This is a genomic window from Cobetia sp. BMC6 (assembly GCF_029991385.1).
GTDB lineage: Bacteria > Pseudomonadota > Gammaproteobacteria > Pseudomonadales > Halomonadaceae > Cobetia.
Genome location: NZ_JAKUMF010000007.1, coordinates 1 through 24379 on the forward strand (window position 1 = coordinate 1; position 24379 = coordinate 24379).

Here is a 24379-nt window from a genome sequence, read left to right on the forward strand (position 1 = left end):
CTGAATTACCTGAAAGGAGAGAAATCTTTCAAAGGCGGAATTCGGCGGAAACAGAAGAAAGCGGCACTGGTTGAGACATATCTTGCTGACATTCTCGCGGTCTGAAAGCTTTCATGCGTTTTCCCTGATGTGGTAGATCGTTGTCGATCGTGTCGATGTCGGGCGTGCTCAGCAGTCCGGCCTCTGGCGTCAGGGTCTTCTCAAGACAGTTCAGGACTGTGAAATATCACGACTTGATTGGACTGCTGGTTGGTTTACCGGATCAGTTGAGGTGAAAATTAGCCGAGCGCACGATGATTGGTCAAGGATTTCTCGAAAATTGCGACCATGGTCGGTTTTCTGGTGCGCCTGATTCGGTTGTCAGTTATTCTGGTATGAAATCTATACCAGTGGGGGCCGCATGAACCAGACGCCTTTCGCCTTCGAGAAAGCGCTGAAGAATCAGACCAAGAAGGAAATTCTCGCCGACAAGCTCATCGAGATGATCCTGACCGGCCTGTTGCGCGATGGAGATGAACTACCCAGCGAGCGTGAGCTGGCGCAGCTGTTTGAAGTGAGTCGTGAGACCGTGCGCGGGGGGCTGGCGCTGTTGACGGGCTATGGTCTGCTCAATGTCTCGCATGGCAGCAAGTCACGGGTGTGTGCCAGTGAGGCCGTGATCGACAGCTTCCGCAATCATCCCGCACGTCAGCAGGGCGATGAGCTCAACAATCTGGACATCGAGAGCGTCTTCGAGAGCCGTATCGTGGTGGAGTCGGCCATCGCCCGCCGCGCAGCACGGCACATCGATGCCGCGGGCCTCAAGAAGCTGGATGCCTTGCTGGACGCCCAGTCCCAGCATTTCGACTCGCCGGTGAACTTCCAGCTCTCGGATCAGAACTTCCATCAGGTGATCGCGGAGTATTCGCGCAACGAGATCCTGATCCGCTACGCCCACGAGCTCTATACCTATGCGCTCAACATTCGTCGCCAGGTCATGGCCGAGCATGGCTCGATCAAGCGCAGCTATGAAGAGCACGTACGTATCGTCGAAGCGCTGCGCGCCGGCGACCCTGACGCCGCCGAACGCGCCATGCTCTCGCATATCGACAGCGTCTATTACACGACGCGGGACAAGATGAAGCGCTGATCATTGCGTATTGCTAGACGCTTGTGTCCATTCCTTTCCCAATATTGCCATCAGCTCTCCCGCTGGCATCGCTCTGGCCAGCGGGGCGCCCTGGCCCGCCCACTGTGCCCCGAAACCGGTGTCGCCCTGGGATCTGGCGGCGGCGTTGAGCGCCTTGCCGGCGGCGTAGGTGAGAGGGTAGTCCGGTGGTGTGGGGCATGATGGGTCTTCCATCAGACTGACGAATCGATTGGCGAGAATGCGTGCGGGGCGGCCCGAGACGATCGAGGTCATGCGGGTGTCATGCGCTGCTGGCCCTGCGAGTGCGTCTCGATAGGCGGCATCGGCGCTGGATTCCGGGCAGGCGATGAAGGCGGTTCCGAGTTGGGCTGCCACGGCGCCATTCGCGAGAGCGGCGGCAATGGCCTCACCATTCATGATGCCTCCTGCGGCAATGATCGGCAGATGCGTGGCGCCTACCAGCTGCCTGGTTAGGGCGGCAGTGCTCAGCTGGGTATCCGCGGCTGTTGGATCAAACATGCCGCGATGGCCTCCCGCTTCAAATCCCTGCGCCACGATGGCGTCCAGGCCGGCCCGCTCGATAGCGCTGGCTTCCTCCAGGTGGGTCGCCGTCGCCATGAGCCAGATGCCTGCCTCCTTCAAGGCGCGGATGAAATCGCGTGAGGGCAGGCCGAAGTGAAAGCTGACGACGGGTGGGCGAGTCTCCAGCAACATCGCCTGCATGTCGGGGTCATCGGCAACGCTGGTATAGAGCGTGTCGAGTCTGGTGGGGGGCGTTGCCTCGAAGGCCTGGAAGTGCGGCGTCAGCCACTCCCGCCAGGCTGTCTCGCGAGCAGTGTCATGTGCCGGGGCCGAGTGCACGAAGACATTGACGTTGAAGGGCCTGTCGGTCAGCGCTTGCAGTTCTGTGATCATCCTGCGGGCGCCGTCGGCATCCGTGGCACCGACGCCGATCGAGCCCAGCCCGCCTGCCTTCGAGACCTCGGCTGCCAGATGAGGCGTCGAGACGCCTGCCATCGGGGCCTGAATGATCGGCCATTGCATGCCCATCCTCTTCAGCATTCTCGTTCTCCTCAGCATCGTTCTCTCCGGCATTGCGCTCTCTCCAGTATCGCTCCATCCATCACTGCGCTCTGCTCTGCATGCACAGCTCTGCCTGTGCACTCCGCCTGTGCACGCTGCGTGGCGTGATCAGGCCCTCGTGGTTCGGGTGCCTCAGGCTCATGCTACGCCGCACGCAACGCCGTGTGCCACTGATGCCTTGCGTCCTCACCATTGCATTTCCTCGGGTCATCCCAACGTCTTGTTTACTGTTTATTCGAATGAGTGAATGCATTGCTCATCCTTCACCGCAACTCAACGGAAAAGGAAAGCGCCCCCATGTCCAAGTCCCATTCTTCGGCCCATAGCGTCTCCGAGATCATCACCGAATCCCTGCTCGAGGCAGGTGCCAAGCGCTGTTATGGCATCGTCGGCGATACCATCAACCATTTCACCGACGCCATCCGGCGCTCCGAGATGGAGTGGGTGCATGTGCGGCATGAGGAGGTGGCCGGCTTCGCGGCAGGTGGCGAGTCCTTCATCAGCGGGGAGCTGACCTGCTGTGCCGGCACCTGTGGCCCGGGGAGCACCCACTTTCTCAATGGTCTGATCGAATCGCATCGCAATGGCGCACCGGTGGTGTTCATCGCCTCGCAGATCGATACCGCCGAGATGGGCGTGGGCTTCCCGCAGGATGTGGACCAGAAGGCGCTTTATTCCCAGTACAGCGTGTTCTGTGAATACCTGACCAATCCCGAGAATGCTCGCCGCATGGTGGCCATCGCGGCGCAGAAGGCGCTGGCGGAAGGTGGGGTCGCGGTGCTGATCGTCCCGGGGGATCTTTTCCCGCAGAAGCCGAAGGCCTCGCTGCCCTGGCGTGCCCATCGCTTCTCGCCGGTGATCCGCCCGAGTGAGCAGGAGCTGGCCGCCGTCGCCGAGGCGCTCAATCAGCCGGGCAAGGTGTCGATCTACGCCGGGGTCGGCTGTCAGGATGCGCAGGAAGAAGTGCTGGCATTGGCACGTCGCCTCAAGGCGCCGGTGGCCTGGACGTCGCGTGCCAAGGACTTCATCGAGCCCAACAATGAACTCGAAGTCGGCATGACCGGCGTGTTCGGCCTGCAGGGCGGCTACGAGGCCGTCGCGGAGTGTGACACCTTGCTGCTGCTGGGCTGCAGCTTTGCCTGGTCCCAGTTCTATCCGGACAAGGCCACCGTGATCCAGGTGGATCTCGACCCCGGCAAGATCGGTATCCGTCATCCGGTGGATCTCGGTGTCGTCGGTAGCGTCAAGGACACCTGTGCCGCTCTGCTGACCCGCGTGGACCCGCGTGATGACAGCGGCTGGCTGGACAGCTGCCGCAAGAAATATCTCGAGGCACGCGACGAGGCCGCCGTCACCTCCGACGATGAGCATCTGATTCACCCGCAGGAGCTGACTCTGGCGCTGGACCGCCATGCCAGTGAGGACGCCGTCTTCACCGCCGATGGCGGCAGCCCCATGGTGTGGTGCCTGCGTCATATCCGCGCTAACGGCAAGCGCCGCACGCTGCCAAGCCTGATGCATGGCACCATGGCCAATGCCTACCCCCAGGGCATCGGCATCCAGAAGGCCTACCCTGAACGTCAGGTGATCGCCATGTGCGGTGATGGCGGTCTGTCGATGCTGATGGGGGACCTGCTGACCCTCAAGCAGGAGAAGATCCCGCTCAAGATCGTCATCTTCAACAACAGCACGCTGGGCTTCGTGGAGCTGGAGCAGAAGGTCGAGGGCATCCTGGATACCTACACCGAACTCGAGAACCCCGACTTCTCGCTGGTCGCCCAGTCCATGGGGCTGTGGGGACGGCGTGTCGAGGAGAAACACGAGCTGGATGAGGCAGTGCAGAGCCTGCTGGCGCAGGACGGCCCTGGGGTGCTGGAGGTTAAGGTCAACCGCATGGAGCTGGTGATGCCGCCGCACGTCGAAGCCGGGCAGATCGCCTCCACCGCGCTCTACTCCGCCAAGGCGGTGCTCAATGGGCGCATGGATGATGTGGTCGATCTGGTGCGCAACAACTTCACCGGTCGGTGAGTGCGGCGTGAGAGATTGTGACTCACTCATGCACTCTTGAGTGAAGGTGCAGACAAGAAGGCCCCGATCTAGAGGATTGGGGCCTGTTGGTTGGTACGGCAGGTAACTGAGGGGCTTCAGCACGACCGGACGTTGCCTGCGAGAGCAGAGCTCAGCTCGCGGTCAGGATCACTTCCATACCTGTGAGGAGAAGCCGCGCCAGTAGTCGTCCATGTCACGACAGCGCTTCATGGGATTTCACGGTATGAGAATTTTGCGTCTTTTGAGAGCTGCACCAAGGATGCAGTATTTCGTAATTCGGCGTTATGCTATGGCGCTGTCTCGTTGCGCAACAAGAAGCATCCCGAATGTTCTTTTCGTGTTCTGAATATGAACTGATCGTTGGGGATATGCTGCTCGATGGTTGTTTATGAATTACAGGAATCTTCAGTATGAAAATCGCCATCGCAGGCACAGGTTACGTCGGTCTCTCCAATGCCATGCTGCTTGCGCAGCATCATGAAGTGATCGCACTGGATATCGTGCCAGAGAAGGTGGAGGGGCTGAACCGTGGTGTCGCACCGATAGAAGACACCGAGATTGACGAGTTTCTGGCACGTGGGGACCTGAACTTCCGCGCTACCCTCGACAAGGAAGAGGCCTATCGCGGTGCCGATTTCGTGATCATCGCCACGCCGACGGATTACGATAGCACCACTAACTACTTCAATACTTCCAGTGTCGAAGCAGTGGTTCAGGATGTGCGCGACATCAATCCTGACGCGGTGATGGTGATCAAGTCCACTGTGCCGGTAGGCTATACGGTAGAGGCGCGTGAGCGTTTCAATACCGAGAATCTGATCTTCTCGCCGGAATTCCTGCGTGAAGGCAAGGCGCTGTACGACAACCTGCACCCATCTCGTATCATCGTCGGTGAGCGCTCCGAGCGTGCCGAGGTGTTCGCTGGGCTGCTCAAGGAAGGTGCCATCAAGCAGGGTGTCGATGTGCTGTTCACTGACAGCACCGAGGCAGAGGCCATCAAGCTGTTCGCCAATACTTACCTGGCAATGCGCGTCGCCTACTTCAATGAGCTGGATACCTACGCCGAATCACATGGCCTGGATGCCAGGCAGATCATCGAAGGGGTGGGGCTGGACCCGCGCATCGGTCAGCATTATCACAACCCGTCCTTCGGGTATGGGGGTTACTGCCTGCCGAAGGATACCAAGCAGTTGTTGGCCAATTATCAGGAAGTGCCCAACAACATGATCCAGGCCATCGTCGATGCCAACACTACGCGCAAGGACTTCATTGCGGAATCCGTGCTCAAGCGCAACCCTCAGGTGGTGGGGGTGTATCGCCTTGTGATGAAGTCCGGCTCTGACAACTTCCGCGCCAGTGCCATGCAGGGCGTAATGAAGCGCATCAAGGCCAAGGGTGTGGAAGTGGTGGTGTACGAGCCGGTACTGGAAGAGGACACCTTCTTCGGGTCACGCGTCATGCGAGACCTCGAGGCGTTCAAGCAGGAAGCTGACGTCATTCTGAGCAATCGCATGGCGGAAGAGCTCGCCGATGTGGTCGACAAGGTCTACACCCGGGATCTGTTCGGCAACGATTGATCCTGAGCGCTGCTTATTGATCGAAAATACAATGCCGCATCCCCGTGATGCGGCGTTTTTGTATGAGCGCACAGGGTACCGGGTAAGAGGGAGCAGGTGATGACTTTCATGCTGCTTGCCTGATGCCAAGAAGGAGGGGAGTTGTGTCAGGCTATCTCTCCCATGGAGTCCTCAATAGCCCTCTGCAGCATGCGCCTGAGTGGCTCGGGCCATCCTTCATAGAGTCATCACTGGGTCAGGAAGGCCAGGTATGCCGTCATACGATTCCCTCGCTCGTTCAGCTTCATCCCCCGTTGATGCCGATGTTTCCACGGTGACGTCGCGCCCCGTGTCCTACGGCGTTTTCCTGTTCGGTCTGCTCAGTCTGGTCGTGCCCTCTGGTTATAGCATCGGGCCGGCACTGCTGGTGTTGCTCAGTGGCTATGGGCTGCTGCGCGAGCCGCGCACGCTGCTGCGCGCGCCTCGCAAGGAGGACGTGACCGTCATCGGCGTGATGGTGGGCCTCGCAGCCTTGTTGCTGATTAGCCTCCTGCTGCAGGGGGATGCGTGGCAGACGACAGGCGTGCCTATCCGCCTGTTGCTGGCTGTGCCGGTGCTGTTGCTCGTATTGTCGTGTCCTCCGTTGCTGGGGGCGATGTGGGGTGGGTTGATCCTCGGCAGCGTGCTGACCGGCAGCTGGGCGATGTGGCAGAAGCTGGTGTGGGGTGTGCACCGCGCCGGTGGCTTTACCAACACCATCAATTTCGGCGATATCTGCATGTTGATGGGGCTGATGTGTCTCGCGGGACTTGGCTGGGCCATGAGTCAGGCAGGTGCCCGGCGGCGCTATTGGATACTGGCGCTGCTGGTTGGCGGGGCCTTCGGCATCATCGGCTCGTTGATGTCGGGGACACGCGGCGGTTGGATCGGCTTTCCCTTCGCGGCCTGGGTGCTGTATCGCAGGTATGGTGAGGTGATTTCACGCCGTGTGCTCAGACTGGGCGTCTTCATGTGCGCCGGGGTGATCGCCTTGATGGTGATGACGCCGGCCACCGGCATTCAGCAACGTGTCGAAGCCGGTGTCTCGGATGTCACGAAGTACGTGGAGGACCGCAATGCCGGCACCTCTGCGGGGGCGCGTCTCGAGATGTGGCGGGGGGCTCTGCTGATGATCGCCGAGCAGCCGTGGCTGGGCAGGGGCGAGACGGGGTATGCCGAGGCGCGTGATGCGATGATCGAGCGGGGAGAGCTTAGTCGCCACGTTCAACCTTACGAGCATCCCCACAACGAGTTTCTCGATGCCTGGGTCAAGCGCGGGATACTGGGCTTGCTGGCGTTGCTGGCACTCTATCTGGTGCCGCTGCGACTCTTCTACCGTCGCCTGGACAGCGATGATCTGACATTGCGCTCACTGGCTGTCGCCGGCGTGCTACTGCCGCTGACCTTCCTCGACTTCGGGATGACCTGGGTGATGTTCTCCCAGGCCAGTGGCGTGATGGTCTACGCCTTCTGGCTGGCGATCGTGTGGGGCACGCTGCGCGCCCACGAGCGACGCCTCGAGACACAGCAGGCACCCTGAAAGTATTTTGACCTGCGAAGGTGACGGGTCTACAGTACGCGCAAAATTTGAGCAGTCGCTCACGACTATTTACGTGGGGTGGAGGAGGTTGCTTCACCGCTCAGGAGAACTGACATGCAAGACAAGCTCAAGATCGACATCGTCTCCGACGTGATGTGCCCGTGGTGCGTGATCGGCTACAAGCGCCTCGAGAGCGCCATTCAGTCACTCGGCCTGGAAGATAGCGTCGAGATCGAATGGCAGCCCTTCGAGCTGAATCCGGACATGCCGGCACATGGCGAGAATCTGCGCGCCCATATCGAGCGCAAGTACGACACCACGCCCAAGGCCAGTGCCGAGGTACGTCGCAACCTGACCGCTCTGGCAGCCGAGGAAGGCCTGGTCTTCAATTTCTTCGACGACATGCGCATGGTGAATACCCTCGAGCTCCACGTTCTGCTCGAGTACGCCGCCGAACAGGGCATGCAGCATGACCTGATGATGCAGTTCTATGCTGACTACTTCACCTTGCAGAAGGACATGTCAGACCGCGCCGTGATGGCGGACGCTCTGGCCGCGGTCGGGCTGGATGCCACTGAAGGGCTGGCAAAACTGGACGACCCGGAAGCCCTCCAGCAGGTAAGGGCGCACGAAGCCCAGTGGCAGCAGATGGGCATCTCCAGCGTGCCGACCTTCGTCTTCAATCGTCGCAGCGCTCTGAACGGGGCCCAGCCTAAAGAGGTGTTCGAGCAGGTGTTGAGCGAGCTTTCGGGAGATCAGGGTAAGCGTTCGGGCATCACCGCTTGCGAGTGATCACGCAGTATGCTGCCAATGATGGGGCAGAAGTTCGTGCACTTGGCTAGCCTTTTGGGTCGGCAGCCTTTCCAGCACATTCTTCAGGTAGGTATAGGGCTCATGGCCGTTCAGCTTGGCACACTGAATGAGGCTCATGATGGTGGCAGCACGCTGGCCACTGCGCAGAGATCCGGCGAACAGCCAGTTTGAACGCCCCAGCGCCCAGGGGCGAATCAGATTCTCCACCCGGTTGTTATCGATCGGCAACGCGCCGTCATCCAGGTAGCGCGTCAACGCCGCCCAGCGCTTCAGGCTGTAATCCAACGCTTTCGCCGTCGCCGAACCATTCGGGACCTTCTCGCGATGCGCCAGCATCCAGCGATGTAGCGCATCGGCGATGGGCTTTGCTTTCGTCTCCCGCAGCCGTTGACGCTCTTCCGCACTGAGTGACTGTACCTCACGCTCCACCTGGTATAGCTGACCGATCAGTTCGATAGCCTGCCCGGCGATCTGGCTCTTGCCAGCGACGTGCAGATCGACAAATTTACGGCGGGCATGTTGTCCGCCACGTCCCTCGCTGAAGTCGTAGATTACGGCCTTCAACCCGGCATACGGGGTGGTGGCGTAGGCCCAGAGATAGGCGCGGTGCGTCTTCTTCTTGCCAGGGGCCAGCATCGGTACCGGCGTTTCGTCGGCATGCAGCACCGGCTCGTTGAGCAACACTTCACGCAGTGCATCGATCAGCGGCTGAAGTCGCACCCCGCAGGTGCCGACCCACTCGGCCAGGGTGGAGCGCGGAATCGCTACGCCGGCGCGGGCGAAGATCTGCTCCTGGCGATAGAGTGGCAGGTGATCAGCATATTTGGCGATCAGCACCTGGGCCAGCAAGCCGGCGGTGGGGATGCCCTTGTCAATGACCTGCGTCGGCATCGGTGCCTGGGTCAGTGTCTCGCATTGGTCGCAGACCCACTTGCCACGGATATGCCGCTCGACGTGGAACACGCCCGGCGTGTAATCCAACTTCTCACTGATTTCCTCGCCGATCCGCCTCAGCTGACAACCACACCGGCAGTGATCATTCTCCGGATCATGATGAATCTCGGTGCGCGGTAGCTCGGGAGGTAAGGGCGTGCGCTTGGGCGTCTTCCTTGCCACTGGCGTGGCAGCAGTGAGGTGGAGCTCTTCCAGCTCGGTCTCGATGGCAGCAATGTCGGCGTCCCCCCCTTCCTCCAGCAGGCTGATCTGCAGGACATTGAGCTGCTCGCTGCGCTTGCCGAAGGCGTGGCGCTTGAGCAATGCCATTTCATAGGTCAGCTTTTGATTGACCTGCTCGCTGTGGCGTAGCGCTTTCTCCTTTTCCTCCACCTGCGTCATCAGCGTTGCCGCCAAGTGGCGGAGCTGATCGGGAGAGAGTTGAGTCAGGTCGGGGGGCGTCGTCATTCCGCCAGTATGCCAGCCCGCCGAAGGCAGTGGGATTGGCGCATCAGCGAATAGCGGGCCGGGAGGTTCTGTGCCGTACCTGGCCTGGCGTGTCAGACGACAGAGATGACGCCGTCGGTGCCGAGACGCTGCCAGGGTAGGCCCTGCACCAGTGCCATGGCCTGCTCGGGGCAGAGCTCGACGCAATCGCCATGCCGGTTGCCAGCCCAGTGGAACTTGCCCTGGTTCAGGCGCCTGGCGCACAGCCAGATGCCCAGACCATCGTGGACCAGCACCTTCATGCGGTTGCCACGCCGGTTGGCGAACAGATAAGCACAATGCGGGCGAGCCGCGCCGAAGACCTTCACCACTCGGGCCAACGCAGTGTCCGGACCGGCCCGCATATCCAGGGGGGCGGTAGCCAGCCAGATTTCGTCGATGCGGATCATGCGAGCAGCTCCCGAATCAGAGATCGACAGGTGTCGGCCTCCGAGGCAGGCCACTCGATGACCATCGGGCCGTTGGGGTGCGGGATGGTGAGGCGAATAGGGTCCGCCACCTGATGCTGGGGAGTGGCCGGTGACAACTCGCGAGTCATGGGCACCGGTACAAATGCCGGTATTTCTGGCACAGCCGTTTGCTGACGGGTGGTACGGATCCAATTGTGGACCAGGTTAGCATTCAGGCTGTGCTCCAACGCCACTCCGGCAACGGAGGCACCGGGTTGCTGACACGCTTCGACGATCCTGGCCTTGAAGGCGGCAGTGAAGCGGCGACGCTTGCGAGGAACTTCCAACACGCTTGATTCCGTCATGATAAGTGTCCACTTATTGATAGATGGACATCTAACGTGACGGAATTCAGGACTCTGCGGTAGATGGGATCACCGGTCGCTTACTGATTTTCGGTAGTGACGATCCCGTGACAAAAACGCGGCCCCGCTTTTGAGCAGGGCCGCGTTTTTCGTTCCGGGGTGTGAAATGGCAGAACTGGCCGATCCGTCCCGTGTGGGCTGACGACCCTCAGAGCCCTGCCTTAATGTCGCTCAGCTGCTGGATGAGGGTCTCGAGGACGGCGTCCACCTGGGCTTCGGTGTGCTCGCAGGAGAGGAAGAAGCGCAGACGAGCGCTCTTCTCCGGCACGGCGGGGTGCAGGATGGGCTGGACGTTGAAGCCGGCCTCGAACAACTGGTTGGAGAGGCGTGCCGCCACCAGGGAGCTGCCGAGGATGACAGGCACCACCGCGACGCCCAGGCTGTCGCCGACATCCAGCCCCAGCGCACGGGCGCGCGTGAGGAAGTAGCCGGAGACGGCATGCAGGCGCGCGATGCGCTGTCTGGCATCATCACCCTGGAGCAGTTCGAGGATCTTCAGCGACGGGGCGGCGACCTGGGCCGGCATGCCCACCGAGTAGAGGAAGCCCGGCGCGAAGTAGCGCAACATGCTGACCAGCTCCTTGCAGCCGGCGATGTAGCCGCCGCAGCCGGACAGCGTCTTGCTCATCGTGCCCATCCAGATATCGACGTCACGCGCAGCGATGTCGAAGTGCTCCCTCAGGCCGAGCCCGCGCTCCCCAAGCACGCCGAAGGAGTGGGCTTCATCGACCATCAGCCAGCAGCGGTACTGTTGCTTGAGGGCGATCAGACGCGGCAGGTCCGGCACGTCGCCGTCCATGCTGTAGAGGCCTTCAGTGACGATCAGCACGCGCTCGAACTTGCCGCGCTGACTGCTGAGTAGGGCTTCCAGCGCGTCGGGGTCGTTGTGCGCGAAGGGCATGCGACGAGCGCCGGAGAGCTGAGCGCCCACCAGCGAGCTGTTGTGGATCCACTCGTCATGCAGGATCAGGTCCTTCGGGCCGAGCAGATAGCCCAGCGTGGAGACATTGGTGGCATGACCGCTGACGAACACCACCGCATCCTCGACCTCGTAGGTGCGCGCCACCGCCGCTTCCAGCTGCCGATGGATCGGACGCTCACCGGAGACGGCGCGTGAGGCCGACACCGAGGTGCCGTAATGGGCCGCCGCCTCGGCCGCCGCCTTGATCACCTCGGGATGACGGGAATAGTCGAGGTAGTTGTAGCTGGCGAAGTTGATCAGCTCGCGCCCATCGATGCGTGTCGTGGCGCCGGCGCAGCCTTCATGCACGCGGAAAAAGGGCTCCGGCACGCCGAAGGCGGCACCGGCCTGCTGCATCATGCTCAGCTGCTGATAACCGGGCTGGCGATCGAAACGCACGAAGTCATCGCTGATCACCAGCGGTGTTGGCTTGCTGGCAAACACATCGTCGCCTGCGTCGTCCGCCACGCGAGCGGTTGTTTGGGTACGACGGGCACGCGCCTTGTCCAGCAGCTGTTGTTTCATGTCGCGGGGAGAGAGGCCGGAGGAGTGACGTGTTGCCAAAGAGGAAGTCCTTGAAGTTGAAGCGATCTTTCCCTTGATGATGATGGGGTGTCGGCAAGAGGGCAAGCCTTTGCGCGCGTGGGAACGAATCTCGATGGGACTTGCTGAGGACCCGCCACATGCGGTTGCGCGCGTGCGGTCGGTGAGTCACCCGCCCGGGCTGCTCAAGCGCCACCCACAATAATGCCCCTTATCGAGACTCGCATGCCTTTTCAATGCGTTGGCCGCTCGGTCTTCTCGCCTACCGTCTGCAACATCATGGGAAGGATCACGCACCAGGTGCCATGAAATCGTCAGGCAGAGGGGTGCGGGGGACATGGTCCCTGGCTTTTAGCCGAATGTGCATATCCAGCTCTTCACACTGTAGCCCCGGATGTTGTCGAATGTGCTCATCAATTAGCTGGATGACAAAGTCTGCATAGCGTACTGAGGCGAGCTCTACCGTCGACACCGTGCGGCCCATATGCTGGGCGATCACGAGATAGGTCGCGCTGTCGGTCTTGGCGAGCAGTAGGGTGAAGCCCTCGGCGCTGGTCATGAGCGACAGGGGAGCATGATCGTTGAGATCATGATGTGCATTGACGGACAGGATGGTCATTTCGTCCATGAATCTAGTCTCACTGACCCAAGTAGCCCAAAGGGTGGATCCACTTCATGCCGGATGAAGTCAAATCTACATGAAATATCGCAGAGCCTGAATCCTCCCTACCAGCCGGAGAATCCGGCTGGTAGGGACAATAGGCAACTTTTACAGCTCAGAACGCGACCGCTATTGCGTTTGAAGCACCATTTTTAGCGCTTCAGGCGCGCAGAGCCGAATTGATCATCGTTCCTTAGTCGTTACCAAACAGGTCACGGGTGTATACCTTTTCAACCACATCAGTGAGCTCTTCCGCCATGCGATTGCTCAGGATGACGTCTGCTTCCTGCTTGAACGACTCGAGATTTCGCGTGACGCGTGACCCGAAGAAGGTGTCCTCTTCCAGTACCGGCTCGTACACCACCACCTCCACACCCTTGGCCTTGATGCGCTTCATCACGCCCTGCATTGCACTGGCGCGGAAGTTGTCAGAGCCGGACTTCATCACCAGGCGGTACACCCCCACCACCTGCGGGTTGCGCTTGAGCACGGATTCCGCGATGAAGTCTTTGCGCGTGATGTTGGCATCGACGATGGCCTGGATCATGTTGTTGGGCACTTCCTGATAATTGGCCAACAGCTGCTTGGTATCCTTCGGCAGACAGTAGCCCCCATACCCGAATGACGGGTTGTGGTAATGCTGCCCGATGCGCGGGTCCAGTCCCACACCTTCGATGATCTGCTTGGCATCCAGGCCATGCGATTCGGCGTAGGTATCCAGCTCATTGAAGTAGGCGACGCGCATTGCCAGGTAGGTATTGGCAAACAGCTTGATGGCCTCCGCCTCGGTGCTGTCAGTGAAGAGCACATCAACACCCTGCTTGATCGCGCCTTCCTTGAGCAGACCAGCGAACACCTCGGCACGCTCGGAGCACTCACCGACGATGATGCGAGACGGATGCAGGTTGTCGTACAGTGCCTTGCCTTCGCGCAGGAACTCCGGCGAGAAGATCAGATTCTCGGTATTGAAACGCTCACGCGCCTCTACCGTATAGCCCACCGGCACAGTGGACTTGATCACCATCACCGCTTCAGGATTGATGTCGCGTACATCCTGAATCACCGCTTCAACACTGGAAGTATTGAAGTAGTTGGTGGTGGTATCGTAATCCGTCGGCGTCGCGATGATCACGAAATCGGCACCACGATAAGCCTCTTCCTTGTCGAGGGTAGCGCGGAAATTCAGGTCCCCACGCGCCAGAAACTCGTCAATCTTGGCGTCTTCAATCGGTGCGACACCACGGTTCAGCCCTTCCACCTTGCCTGGCACGATATCCAGTGCGATCACTTCATGATGCTGTGCGAGCAGCATGGCGTTGGAGAGGCCGACATAGCCTGTGCCTGCGATGGCTATCTTCATCAACAATTACCCCCAATGGTTCTTTTAACCTTCAACTAGGTTTTTGAATAACAATCTTCTGATTCGATCAGGTAGAAATGCTGAATATGGCAAGGCACCAAGAATCCGTGCCTTGCCGTGTCTAGTGGAGATTTAACTACTTGCTGACCATCTCTCCCCGCTCTGTCAGCGTGGCCGTCTCGCCACCATGCTGCTTCACCAGCTGTGCCATGGCCTGGTCTTCGGAGTTGCTTTCGGCTTCCTCGCCGTCGGCGTTGCCCATCTTGTGCATCAGGCGCTCCGCGAGGCGCCACAGGGTGGCGGCTTCGCTGATCATCATCACCGGAATGCTGATGCCCAGGCGTGCCTCGACTGCCGTCATCAGCTCGACCCCCATCAGCGAGTCGAAGCCCATGTCGTAGACGCTCTTGTTGACGTCGATGGCGCTGGCGTCGATCAACAGGATCTTGCTCAGCTCGCCCTTGAGAATCTCAACGATAGCGGTCTGCAGCGCTTCGCCGCTCAACCCCGCCAGTGCCGCGGCGATATCATCCTGCTGCGCTTGGCTGTTGTCATCCTCACCGGCGCGGCGAGCGATTTCCTCGAAGCGTGGCGTGGCGGCGGTCGGCAGGAAGCGTGCAAGCGCGGCCCAGTCCAGTTCCAGCACGCCCAGTGAGCGGCCAGGCAGGCCGAGAGCCTGGGCGTTCTGATCTGCACTGATCATCTCGCCGAGACAGGCCAGCGCGTGGTCTGCCATCAGCGCATCACCGCCGAGGCGATTCTTGAGTGCTTCGCGGGTCTTCTCGTTGCGTGCCAGGAAGCCGGCATCCTCGATGGCGCCCCAGCGTGCGCAGGTGGCGGGCAGGCCACGCGCACGACGGTTGGCGGCGAGGCCCTCCAGCCAGTGGTTGGCCGCCACGTAGACGCTCTGTCCCGGGTTGCCGAACAGGGTGGTGGCCGAGGAGTAGAGCACGAAGAAGTCCAGCGCATGCTCGGCACTCAGGCGATCCAGCAGGCGTGCACCTTCCAGCTTCGGCGTCATCACGCGCTGGATACGCTCGGCATCGAGATGGCGAATCAGTGCATCATCGATTACCGCGGCGGCATGGATGATGCCCTTGAGCGGGGCGATGCCATCGTCTTCAGCGGACTTGCCGAAGCGTGCGAACACCTTGGATAACGCGGCTTCGTCGGCGACATCACAGGCCAGCGCATGCACGTTCACTCCCTGGGCCTCGAGACGCGCAACACCTTGCTGTGCTTCTTCACTGGCCGCGCCGGAGCGTCCGAGCAGGACCAGCTCACGTGCCCCCAGCGCGGCCAGCCACTCAGCGCTGCGCAGGCCAAAGCCGCCCAGACCGCCGGTGACCAGATAGCTGCCCGCCGGGTCGATCGTCAGTGTCTTTTGATCGGCCGCGAGCGTATCGGGCTGATGGGGCACTGCACTAGCTGTCTTCTCAGCGGCGTGTTCGGCAGTATGCTGAGTGACGACGACCTTGCCGATCTGGCGGGCCTGCTGCATGTAGCGGAAGGCCTCGACTACTTGACTGGCATCGAAGGTGGTGTAGGGCAGCGGCGCCAGGGTGCCGTCCTCGAACAGCGCCATCATCTCGCGGAACAGGCGCGTGGTCAGGCCCGGGCATTCCTTCATCAGCTGATCGGAATCGATGCCGAAGTAGCTCAAGTTGTTGCGGAACGGACGCAGCCCCATCGGGGTGTTCTCGTAGAAGTCGCGCTTGCCCAGCTCACAGAAGCGCCCGAACGGCTTGAGCACGCGTAGATTCTGGGCGATGGCTTCACCGGCCAGCGAATTGAGCACCACATCGACACCGCGGGCATCGACAGACGAATCACGCTGCTGATGTGCGGCGAGATCGGCCAGGATATCCTCGGCGAAGCCATGGCTGCGCGAGTCATAAACGTTGTCGATGCCCATCAGCGCCAGGAAGTCACGCTTGGCCGGCGAGCCGACGGTGGCGAACACCTCGGCGCCCAGCCACTCGGCGATCTGCAATGCCGCGATGCCCACGCCGCCGGCGGCGCCGTGAATCAGTACCTTCTCGCCTTCTTCCAACCGCGCCAGATGCTTGAGCGCGTAGTAGACGGTGAAGAAGGTGGTCGGGATGGTCGCCGCAGCTTCCAGGCTGACGCCGTGGGGCACATGGGCCAGCGCCGTATCAGCGATCACCAGACGGTCGGAGAAGCTGGCCGGGCCGAAGCCGACCACACGATCGCCGATCGTGAATTCGGCATTGGCACCGGCCTGAGTGACGATGCCGGAGAACTCGAGCCCCAGGCTCGGGCCGGAGAAGCCGTGTTCGATGGCTTCATCCGACAGCAGGCCGAGGGTGTACATGACATCGCGGAAGTTGAGGCCGGTCGCCTCGACACGCACTTCGACTTCGCCGGCTGCCACGGCGGGCAATATGCGTGGCTGCCATTCCAGATTGCGCAATTGGCCGGGCTGGCTGAAGCCGAGGCTGACGGCGTGGCGCTGGGTCCCAGATGCCTGCAAGCGGGCATTCTCTGCGCCAGCGGCCTGCTGAGGCGCCGCCACCTGACGCAGGCGTGTCGCGAAGCGCGCGCCAGTGGCATCCAGCACCACTTCCTGCTCGTGATCCGGCGCTTCGAGTTCCTGCACCAGTGCGTCCATCAAGGCCGACATGCTGATGGCATCGTGCTCCAGTGTCGGCGTATCCAGCAGGCGAATGGTCAGCGACTGGCTCTCGTTGGCCAGACTGCGCGCAAAGCCCCAGCTGGCCGCATCCGCCGGAGGAGTCGCTGCGGGGGCATCGCTTGTCTGCCACAGCGTCGCCACGTCATGTGTCAGCACCCACAGGGTCGGGGCGAGGCGGCTGTCGTCCTGCTCCTGGGCGCTGTCAAAGGCCTGGGCGACCTGTGTCAGTAGCTGTTGGCGTGCGCACTGGAGGGCGTTGGTGCTGTCCGTATCATTCTTCTCAGCTGTCGCCGCCGCGCTGGGCAGCGCGATCAGATGATCAACGTCGCCAAGCTGCTCGATCAATCCGGAGGCATCCACCGGCAGACTGGCTGGCAGGCGCTGATGGCTGACCTGATGGCCGCGTGCAGCCAGCGAGTCGCTCAAGCTTGTCAGCAGTGTCTGATTCGCCGGTGCCTGCGGGCTATCCAGCAACGCGATGGAGAGCGTGGCGGCCTGGCTTGCCACTGCTTCGCTTTCCAATGATTCACTCTCGACTGATTCACCTGCCGCCATCTGGTCTTCAGCGGTTTTCGCAAGAGCCGCAAGCGGTGCCTGAGCGGCGAGGGTCGCGGACAGCCACCAGGCACCGGCAACAGACGCGTCTGGTGTCTCGATGACGAGGCCCAGCTGGGTCAAGAGACGCTGCCATTGGGCGATGCCCGGATGACTGCGCAACTGCTCACCATCATCGAGAGCCAGAATCGGCCCGGCCCAAGCCGCCGGTTCACAGCCACACAGCAGCAGCTGCGCGCCGGGCGCCAGATGGGCGATCAGCGCTGTCAGCAGCTCGCGCGCCTGTGACGGTGCCTCGAAGTCCAGATGCACGATGGCGAGCTGAGCCTTGCGGGTCGGGGCAGTGTCCTGGAAGGTCTCGCCTGCGATCACGTCGATCAGCGGCAGGTCATCCTGCAGGCGATTGGCTTCACTGAGGGCGCCGGTACTGGCGGCGACGAAGCGGTAATCCAGCGCGGCGTAGCGACCGTTGCGTGCATCCGCCTCGCGCAGTGTCGCGAGACGCTGGCCCAGCCAGGGGCCGCCGGCACCCAGCTCCAGCACATCGAGACGCTGGCCAGCAGGCAGAGTAGCAAGCGCGCTGCTGATGCGTTGATCGAGCTGGGCGCTCAACCACTGCCAGCCGGCATTGCCGACCGCCGTCTTGAGCAGCGTCGGGATCAGCGGCTGGCGCAGATGTTCCAGTGCGGCACTGGCATCCGCCGAGAGCAGCGCCTCGCGGTCCGCCACCGTTTCATCAGCGGTGCCGTCCAGCTGAGTCTCTTCTGACTGAGCGCCTTCTAACTGCCCGCCCAAGGGCATGCCGCGATTGAGCCATTCATCCAGGTGCAGGTGCAGGCGACCGGTGGCATGCGTCAGCGGGAACTGGCCCGGGTAGTCGCGTACCAGCAGCTGCCAGATATCATTGGCGGCGGGCAGGTCCAGCGAGTTGATCTGCCAGTCGCCGCTGTCGAGTGCTTCCGTCAGGCCTTGTGACTCGGCCCAGTCGAGCAGGGTACGACTGAACAGCGGACAACGGCGCTGCCAGCGCGATAGCGCCTCGTGATCGAGATGGGCCACCTCCGGGTCGCCCGGCGCGGCGTGACGCAGCAGGGTCTCGTGGACGCTGGCGAGCATCAGGCTGTCGAGCAGCGGCTCCAGCTCATCGCGGAAGCACTGGCTGTCGGCCAGCAGTGTCTGTGCGCTGGCGGCCGCGTCGCTCTCAGCAACATTATTCTCACCAGTACTCTCACCGACATTCGCCTCATCATCCTCACCGTCATCGGCAGCCTCTGACGCCTGCATGGCGTCATTCACCAGGCCTGCGAGATTCAATATCGGAGCGGTCGGCTGAGTGAGCGGGTGCGGGGCGGCAGTCAGTGCGATATCCAGATAATCCAGATGCGCCGTGCCATCACGTCCCAGGCGTACGGCGCGGAAGCGGGCCTCTTCGGCAACGGCCACGGCGCGGCCTTCGGCGTCGAACAGCTCGAAGTCGGCACACAGCGAGTGTGGGCCACGCGAGCGCAGCACGACGCGCGCGGTGACGATCTGCGAGGCACGTACCTGCTCACGCACCTGCAGGCGACCGACACGTACCGGCACGAAGGCCATGCCATTGCTGGCCGCCATCTGGCCCTTGAGTACACCCAGCAGCGGAATGAACAGCTGGAAGGCGCTGTCGAGCACACCGGGGTGCAGGTAGAAGTCGGCGTCCTGGCTGGCCATTTCCTCGGTCAGCGAGAAGCGGGCCAGCACCTGCGGACGCGCAGTGCCTGGTGTGTGATGGTCGGCGCCCGCGTCGACCCAGATCTGCTCGGCGGCGCGGAAATGCGGGCCGTAATGCAGGCCGAGTTGCGCGGCAGCCGCCACGTGCTCATCGCGGCCGAAATCGGCGGCGCGAGTCGGCATGACCGGGGCGGCTCGCTCCAGCAGGCGTCCACGCGTGGCGGTGAAGGCGCGCGCCACGGCGTGCAGATTCCACTTGTCGGCATCCTCCGCGCGAGTCTCACGACTTTCCAGACGCATGTAGCCATTGGCGCTGTCCAGTGACAGGCGCGTCAGACGCAGCGTGCTGTCATCGAGCAGCAGCGGGGCGCGAATCTCGAAGTCTTCCAGATCCAGCACGTCGGGCAGGCTGTCCGCATCGGCGCTGGCGGCCTGCCATTCGTGGGCGGCGGCCAGGCATTGCTCCAGATAGCCGGCCCCCGGGAAGACGGCACTCTCGCCGACCTGGTGATCGGCCAGCCACGCGACCTTCTGGGTATCGAGCTGGGCTTCCCAGGTCAGACGCTGCTGGGCGAGACGATAGCCGAGCAGCGGATGAACGTAATGACGATCCAGCAGGCGCTGGCTTTCGCTGGTGGTCTGGAGCCAGCACGGGATGCGTTGCCACGGGTAGCTTGGCAGCTCGACGAACTGACCGGCGACCGGGAACAGGCCGGTGATGTCGACGGCGCCGGAAAGCAGCACGCGACAGCGCAGGTGCTCCAGGGCATCTAGCCCGGCATGGCGACGGTCGAGACTGGCGTGCACCTGGCCGGTGGGTGCCTCGTCACTGCGCGCCTTGAGGATGTCGTTCAGGTAGCTGCGCAGGATGGGGTGTGCGCCGATCTCGACCAGCAGGCGATGGCGGCCGAGGGCAGCGTTCTCTTCCGCCTCGGAGTGCCAGTTGACCAGCGACGTGACGGCGGCCTCGAACATGACCGGCTGACGGATGTTCTCCCACCAGTAGCGCGCATCCAGCTGCTCGCCGGCAATGACGCTGCCGGTGACGGTGGAAATGAACGGGGTATGGGTGGCGCGGGGCGCCAGGCCGTCGAGGGATTCGAGCAGGCCGGGCTTGATTGGATCCATCGCCGGACTGTGGAAGGCGTAATCCAGCCCCAGCACCCGTGCGAAGGTGCCCTGGGCGGAGAGCTCCTTGCTCAGCGCTTCCAGCAGCTCACGCTCGCCGGCCAGGGTGGTGCCGCGCGGGCCATTGATGCCGGCCAGTGACAGCGAGGCCCATTGCGGCTGCTCCAGCCATTCGCGCATCTCGCACTCGCCGAGACCGACGGCCATCATCGCGCCGGTGCCACGGGTGCGCCCCTGGTGGTAGCTGCGCTGGAAGATGACGCGGGTGGCCTGTTCAAGCGTAAGGGCGCCACTGGCCCAGGCGGCAGCGACTTCGCCGACACTGTGACCGGTGACGGCAGCAGGACGGATACCACGCTCGATCAGCCACTCGGTGACTGCGACCTGCAGCGCGAACAGCGTCGGCTGGGCGATCTCGGTGGCGTCCAGACGATTCTCGCCTTTCTCGCTCAGGCTGCCGTCCAGCTCCTTGAGCAACTCGAAGCCATTGAAGTCACGGAAGGCGGCATCGAGGCGCTCCAGGCAGGCGCGCACGCTGGGGGATTCTTCCATCAGGGCACGGCCCATGCCGGCCCACTGGCAGCCATTGCCGGAATACACGAACACCGGGCCGCGCTCCTTTACGGGAGTCGGGGCATTCGTCGTGGCACGCGGTGATGCATCATTGTCACTGGCGCTCGGTAATGCCGGCAGACGGTCCGCCAGGGTGATACGCGGATGGTCGCCGAGATCCCCTTCGCTGCCGAGGGTATCGAGGTCCTGAAGCAGGGTGGTGAAGTTATCTGCGCTGAGCAGGGCACCATGCACATGGTGCTCGCGGCGGGCGGCCAGCTGCCAGGCGAGATCGTAGAGGCTTGGCGCCATGTCGTGGGCGGCGAGCTCACGCAGGTGCTCTGCCAGCTCCAGCGCGGATTGCTTGAGCGCCTGCGGCGAACGGGCGCTCAGGCGCAGCGGCGGCGTCTGTTCACCTGCAGTGTGCGGTTGCGCTATTGATTGTTCGGGGGCACTTTCCAGCAGCACGTGGGCATTGGCACCACCGAAGCCGAAGGAGTTGACGCCGACGACCAGGCGACCGTCTGCCTTGAGCTTGCGCGGCTGGGTGACGATATCCAGATTCCACTCGTCGCTACGAATCTTCGGATTCAGGCGCTGGATCTTGATAGTCGCGGGCACTTCACGGTGCGCGATCACGCCGAGTGCCTTGGCCAGGCCTGCCACGCCAGAGGCGGTTTCCAGGTGACCCATGTTGCTCTTGATCGAGCCGATCGGCAGCGGGCTTGAGCGCTTCTGGCCGATTGCGGCGCCGATGGCGCGGGTTTCCAGTGGGTCACCGACCGCGGTGCCGGTACCGTGGGCCTCGAGATAGTCGATCTCGTCCGGCTGGATGCCGGCCTGCTCGCAAGCCTGCTCCATCAGCTGGATCTGCGCCGCCGGATTGGGCACGGTCAGGCCGGACTTGTAGCCATCGGTATTGACCACGGAAGAGGCCACCACGGCGAGAATGCGATCGCCATCGGCAATGGCCTGGTCGAGATCCTTGAGCAGGAAGACACCGCCGCCCTCGGAGCGCGCGTAGCCGTCGCCGGCTTCATCGAATACCTGGCAGCGGCCGGTCTTCGACAGCATCGTGGCCTTGGAGAAGATCAGGAAGCCGTACGGATGCAGGTGCAGGCTGATGCCGCCGGTCAGCGCCATGTCGGTCTCGCCGCTTCGGATCGACTGGCAGGCCTGATGGAAGGCGACCAGCGAGGAGGAGCAGGCGGTATCCAGCGACAGGCTCGGGCCGTGCAGATCGAAGGCATACGACAGGCGGTTGGAGGCCACGCTGGAGGTATTGCCGGTTGCGGTATTCGGGCCGATGGCGCTCAGGTCATCCGCCATGCGGTAGGAGTAATCCAGGCTCGCGATGCCCATGAAGACGCCACAGCGTGAGCCGCGCATTTTCTCGGCCGGGATACCGGCGTGCTCGATGGCTTCCCAGCTCATCTCCAGCAGCATGCGCTGCTGGGGGTCCATGCTGGCGGCTTCGCGCGGGCTGATGCCGAAGAAGGCCGGGTCGAAGCCCGTGATGTCGCCCAATGAACCTGCGGCGAAGCTATAGCTCATGCCCGGGGCTTTCTTGTCCGGGTGCGAGAGAGACTCCTTGCTCCAGCGGTCGTCGGCGACTTCGGTCACCATGTCCTTGCCGGCCAGGAGGTCGTCCCACAGGGTGGCCTGAGTGGTGCCGGGGAAACGGCTGGCTGCGCCGATGATGGCAACGCGTCGGGTCATGACAAGCTCCTGAACTTCTGAATCACGGCACTGTGGCGAGCATGTTTCGCGGTCGCCTGCAGTAGCGCACTTCCTAATGTATCGATATGGGTGACGCGCGGATCGCCCTTGCGGCATTGCTCGTCGGTCTTGAAGGGCCCTTCGCAGTCGAGGGCCCATTCCATCAGTTCCGGGTCCTCGTCGCGCACGGCAGCCATGGTCTGTCGGGCAGTGTCGTCGGACTCCGGCAGGGCGCTGGACCAGATGAAGCAGTCGGTCACGCCATTGGGCTCACCCAGGGTCGTATAGACCTCGGGCATGATTGGCACATGGTCTCCATAGAAACACAGCAGCCCGCCGCGCGGCAGTCGCGAAAGCGCGGTGGTGAGCTGATCGATCATCGCATCGGCATTTACCAGATGGCGCAGATAGATGCCCAGTTCCTGACAGTTCTCCGCTAGGTCTCCTTCATACCACTCCGGTAGACGTGTGCTGTCGAAGGTTTCCAGGTGCAGCGGGCCGTGATTCTCCATGGTGATCACCTGGATGAACAACGGCGTGTCGCCGGCTTCCAGCAGGCAGTCTTCCACCCTGGCCGCCACGGCGGCATCGCTGATGTACTGGCCACTCTTGTCGGCATCGCTGAAGTGGGCGATGTCGAGGAATTCATCGAACCCGAGCTGTTTCAGCACCTGGTTGCGCAGATAGAAGGAGCCGGGATAGGGATGGATGCACAGGGTGCGATAGCCCATCGCCTTGTAGCTGGCGGCGAGATTCGGTACGGCGCGACGCGCCAGCTGATGATAGGGGTTGAACTGGTGCACGCCGAGTTCCTCGGCGGTCAGGCCCGTCAGGAAGGCGGTTTCGGTGCGCACGGTGTTGGCACCCCACGCTGGCACGGCCAGACGACCGCACGGCAGTCCCTGGGCCAGGGCGGTGAAGTGGCAGCGATCCAGGTTCGGCAGCAGGTCATCACGTACTCGGGGGTAGACGCGGCGGGCATCGAAGAAGGATTCGCTCTGCACGCTGACGACATGGGGCAGCGCTTGGGTGGCATTCTCGTCATCCAGCTCGCGCAGGGTATCGGCGAGATCGCGCTCTCCCTCATCCAGGGGATTGTGCTGTGGCGAGAGGGGGCGACGCGCCAGCCGCGCATAGGCCAGCAGGTAGGGCACCATGCCCAGCTCACTAAGATCGAATTCGGGTACCAGAATCACCTTGCTGGCCAGACGATTTCCCAAGGCGTAGACCAGGAGGCTCGCGCCGATCAGTACGCTGATCAACGGCACCAGCCACAAAGCGGCATTGCCTGAATAGGCGGTGGAGAAGCCCAGCGCGGGTTCGAGCCAGAGCCCCAGACCGATCGCCAGCGCCCCTGCCGTGATCGCGGCGATGGTCAGCCCGATGCCGAAGAAGGGGATATACAGGCGCGGATGCTTGATGGCGTCGGTAAAGTACTCGAAGTCCTGGCTGAGGAAGGGTTCACGCAACGACACGTACTTGGTGTGGCTGACCTGCAGCACCACCAGCCACAGCGCATTGACGACGATCAGCGAGAACCATGGCCGCTGGGTGATCAAGGTGCACAGTGACCAGCTGGCGCACCAGTACCCGACATGTGCCAGCCTGGCGCTGACGGGGCGACGCCAGAAAGCGGCTGGCGGTGTCGTCATCTGTTTCAGCAGCAGATGCTCAAGCCCCAGCGTCAACCCGAGGCCGACCAGCAGTGGCCCGGCCATGAAAGACACAAACGCAATGACAAACTCCATGTAATGCCGACCTCGTTAGCCTCTGCCGTCGCAGGGGCTGTGTAGTGTCCGGTCGAGTACTCGACCCTGATCAAGATCAATGGCGACGAGGGGAGCGGTAATCCGGCCCCTCGCCGCAGTATTTTCAGGCGCTCTGGTGTCCAGATCCTGATCGTTCCAGGGTGTTCAACTATCGCTATGGCGTTCCCGTCACTGTCTTTCTCCTCAATTCTGCACGATGTACTCAAGTGGCAGGTATTGGGGTATTACGCTAACTCATTGTCATGACAATGGAAAAACCCTGAGCCATTACCCGCTGTTCATGGCCGGCCGGCTCATGACTCAGA

Annotated in this window: 14 protein-coding genes; 5 read left to right on the forward strand and 9 right to left on the reverse strand. The window is 62.2% G+C overall.

Going from position 1 to position 24379, the window contains the following annotated elements:
* The first annotated feature begins 400 nt into the window (after positions 1 to 400).
* Positions 401 to 1129: a FadR/GntR family transcriptional regulator gene (locus MKZ40_RS12915; RefSeq protein WP_077373794.1), complete on the forward strand. Its 729-nt coding sequence runs from the start codon at positions 401 to 403 to the stop codon at positions 1127 to 1129.
* Here MKZ40_RS12915 and MKZ40_RS12920 read toward each other — a convergent pair whose 3' ends face one another.
* A complete protein-coding gene (locus tag MKZ40_RS12920) occupies positions 1130 to 2191 on the reverse strand; it encodes a nitronate monooxygenase (protein WP_175090701.1) in 1062 nt (353 codons plus the stop codon). It abuts the gene before it with no gap.
* A gap of 318 nt (positions 2192 to 2509) precedes the next feature.
* On the opposite strand from MKZ40_RS12920, the gene MKZ40_RS12925 reads away from it, so the two are divergent.
* The 4 genes from MKZ40_RS12925 to MKZ40_RS12940 all read left to right on the forward strand — a co-directional run bounded on the left by MKZ40_RS12925 (position 2510) and on the right by MKZ40_RS12940 (position 8188).
* Positions 2510 to 4240 (forward strand): thiamine pyrophosphate-dependent enzyme, encoded by a 1731-nt coding sequence (locus MKZ40_RS12925; protein ID WP_175090700.1) that lies wholly within the window; start codon positions 2510 to 2512, stop codon positions 4238 to 4240.
* Between the two features lie 431 nt (positions 4241 to 4671).
* Entirely contained in the window at positions 4672 to 5838 is a 1167-nt protein-coding gene (locus tag MKZ40_RS12930) for a nucleotide sugar dehydrogenase (protein WP_175090699.1), read from the forward strand.
* Between the two features lie 250 nt (positions 5839 to 6088).
* A complete protein-coding gene (locus MKZ40_RS12935) occupies positions 6089 to 7396 on the forward strand; it encodes an O-antigen ligase family protein (RefSeq protein ID WP_175090698.1) in 1308 nt (435 codons plus the stop codon).
* Positions 7397 to 7510: 114 nt separating this feature from the next.
* Positions 7511 to 8188 (forward strand): DsbA family oxidoreductase, encoded by a 678-nt coding sequence (locus tag MKZ40_RS12940; RefSeq protein WP_175090697.1) that lies wholly within the window; start codon positions 7511 to 7513, stop codon positions 8186 to 8188.
* Here MKZ40_RS12940 and MKZ40_RS12945 read toward each other — a convergent pair whose 3' ends face one another.
* The 8 genes from MKZ40_RS12945 to MKZ40_RS12980 form a co-directional block, all read right to left on the reverse strand.
* Positions 8189 to 9610: an IS66 family transposase gene (locus tag MKZ40_RS12945; RefSeq protein ID WP_175090696.1), complete on the reverse strand. Its 1422-nt coding sequence runs from the start codon at positions 9608 to 9610 to the stop codon at positions 8189 to 8191. It lies immediately after the preceding gene.
* A 92-nt stretch (positions 9611 to 9702) separates the two neighbouring features.
* Positions 9703 to 10038: an IS66 family insertion sequence element accessory protein TnpB gene (gene tnpB / locus MKZ40_RS12950; protein WP_175090695.1), complete on the reverse strand. Its 336-nt coding sequence runs from the start codon at positions 10036 to 10038 to the stop codon at positions 9703 to 9705.
* Complete coding sequence (locus MKZ40_RS12955; RefSeq protein WP_156941220.1) at positions 10035 to 10388, reverse strand: transposase; 354 nt, start codon at positions 10386 to 10388, stop codon at positions 10035 to 10037. Before MKZ40_RS12955 ends, tnpB begins: the two co-directional genes overlap by 4 nt.
* Positions 10389 to 10611: 223 nt before the next feature.
* Positions 10612 to 11949, reverse strand: a complete 1338-nt coding sequence (locus MKZ40_RS12960; RefSeq protein ID WP_175090705.1) for an aminotransferase class I/II-fold pyridoxal phosphate-dependent enzyme — start codon at positions 11947 to 11949, stop codon at positions 10612 to 10614.
* Between the two features lie 307 nt (positions 11950 to 12256).
* Positions 12257 to 12595, reverse strand: coding sequence for a hypothetical protein (locus tag MKZ40_RS12965; protein WP_175090694.1), 339 nt, complete (start codon positions 12593 to 12595; stop codon positions 12257 to 12259).
* Between the two features lie 226 nt (positions 12596 to 12821).
* The gene (locus tag MKZ40_RS12970) at positions 12822 to 13988 is read right to left on the reverse strand and encodes a nucleotide sugar dehydrogenase (protein ID WP_175090693.1); all 1167 of its coding nucleotides are present in this window, start codon (positions 13986 to 13988) and stop codon (positions 12822 to 12824) included.
* 136 nt (positions 13989 to 14124) lie between these two features.
* Positions 14125 to 22305: a type I polyketide synthase gene (locus MKZ40_RS12975; RefSeq protein ID WP_175090692.1), complete on the reverse strand. Its 8181-nt coding sequence runs from the start codon at positions 22303 to 22305 to the stop codon at positions 14125 to 14127.
* Positions 22302 to 24023 (reverse strand): LTA synthase family protein, encoded by a 1722-nt coding sequence (locus MKZ40_RS12980; protein ID WP_217485964.1) that lies wholly within the window; start codon positions 24021 to 24023, stop codon positions 22302 to 22304. Before MKZ40_RS12980 ends, MKZ40_RS12975 begins: the two co-directional genes overlap by 4 nt.
* Positions 24024 to 24379 lie beyond the last annotated feature (356 nt).

What these genes read in the sequence shown, in the direction of transcription:
- MKZ40_RS12935 (WP_175090698.1), top strand. Translation starts at nt 6,089, where the DNA reads ATGCCGTCATACGATTCCCTCGCTCGTTCAGCTTCATCCCCCGTTGAT.
- MKZ40_RS12945 (WP_175090696.1), bottom strand. Translation starts at nt 9,610, where the DNA reads ATGACGACGCCCCCCGACCTGACTCAACTCTCTCCCGATCAGCTCCGC.
- MKZ40_RS12975 (WP_175090692.1), bottom strand. Translation starts at nt 22,305, where the DNA reads ATGACCCGACGCGTTGCCATCATCGGCGCAGCCAGCCGTTTCCCCGGC.
- MKZ40_RS12915 (WP_077373794.1), top strand. Translation starts at nt 401, where the DNA reads ATGAACCAGACGCCTTTCGCCTTCGAGAAAGCGCTGAAGAATCAGACC.
- MKZ40_RS12940 (WP_175090697.1), top strand. Translation starts at nt 7,511, where the DNA reads ATGCAAGACAAGCTCAAGATCGACATCGTCTCCGACGTGATGTGCCCG.
- MKZ40_RS12930 (WP_175090699.1), top strand. Translation starts at nt 4,672, where the DNA reads ATGAAAATCGCCATCGCAGGCACAGGTTACGTCGGTCTCTCCAATGCC.
- tnpB (WP_175090695.1), bottom strand. Translation starts at nt 10,038, where the DNA reads ATGATCCGCATCGACGAAATCTGGCTGGCTACCGCCCCCCTGGATATG.
- MKZ40_RS12960 (WP_175090705.1), bottom strand. Translation starts at nt 11,949, where the DNA reads ATGAAACAACAGCTGCTGGACAAGGCGCGTGCCCGTCGTACCCAAACA.
- MKZ40_RS12970 (WP_175090693.1), bottom strand. Translation starts at nt 13,988, where the DNA reads ATGAAGATAGCCATCGCAGGCACAGGCTATGTCGGCCTCTCCAACGCC.
- MKZ40_RS12920 (WP_175090701.1), bottom strand. Translation starts at nt 2,191, where the DNA reads ATGCTGAAGAGGATGGGCATGCAATGGCCGATCATTCAGGCCCCGATG.
- MKZ40_RS12965 (WP_175090694.1), bottom strand. Translation starts at nt 12,595, where the DNA reads ATGGACGAAATGACCATCCTGTCCGTCAATGCACATCATGATCTCAAC.
- MKZ40_RS12925 (WP_175090700.1), top strand. Translation starts at nt 2,510, where the DNA reads ATGTCCAAGTCCCATTCTTCGGCCCATAGCGTCTCCGAGATCATCACC.
- MKZ40_RS12980 (WP_217485964.1), bottom strand. Translation starts at nt 24,023, where the DNA reads ATGGCCGGGCCACTGCTGGTCGGCCTCGGGTTGACGCTGGGGCTTGAG.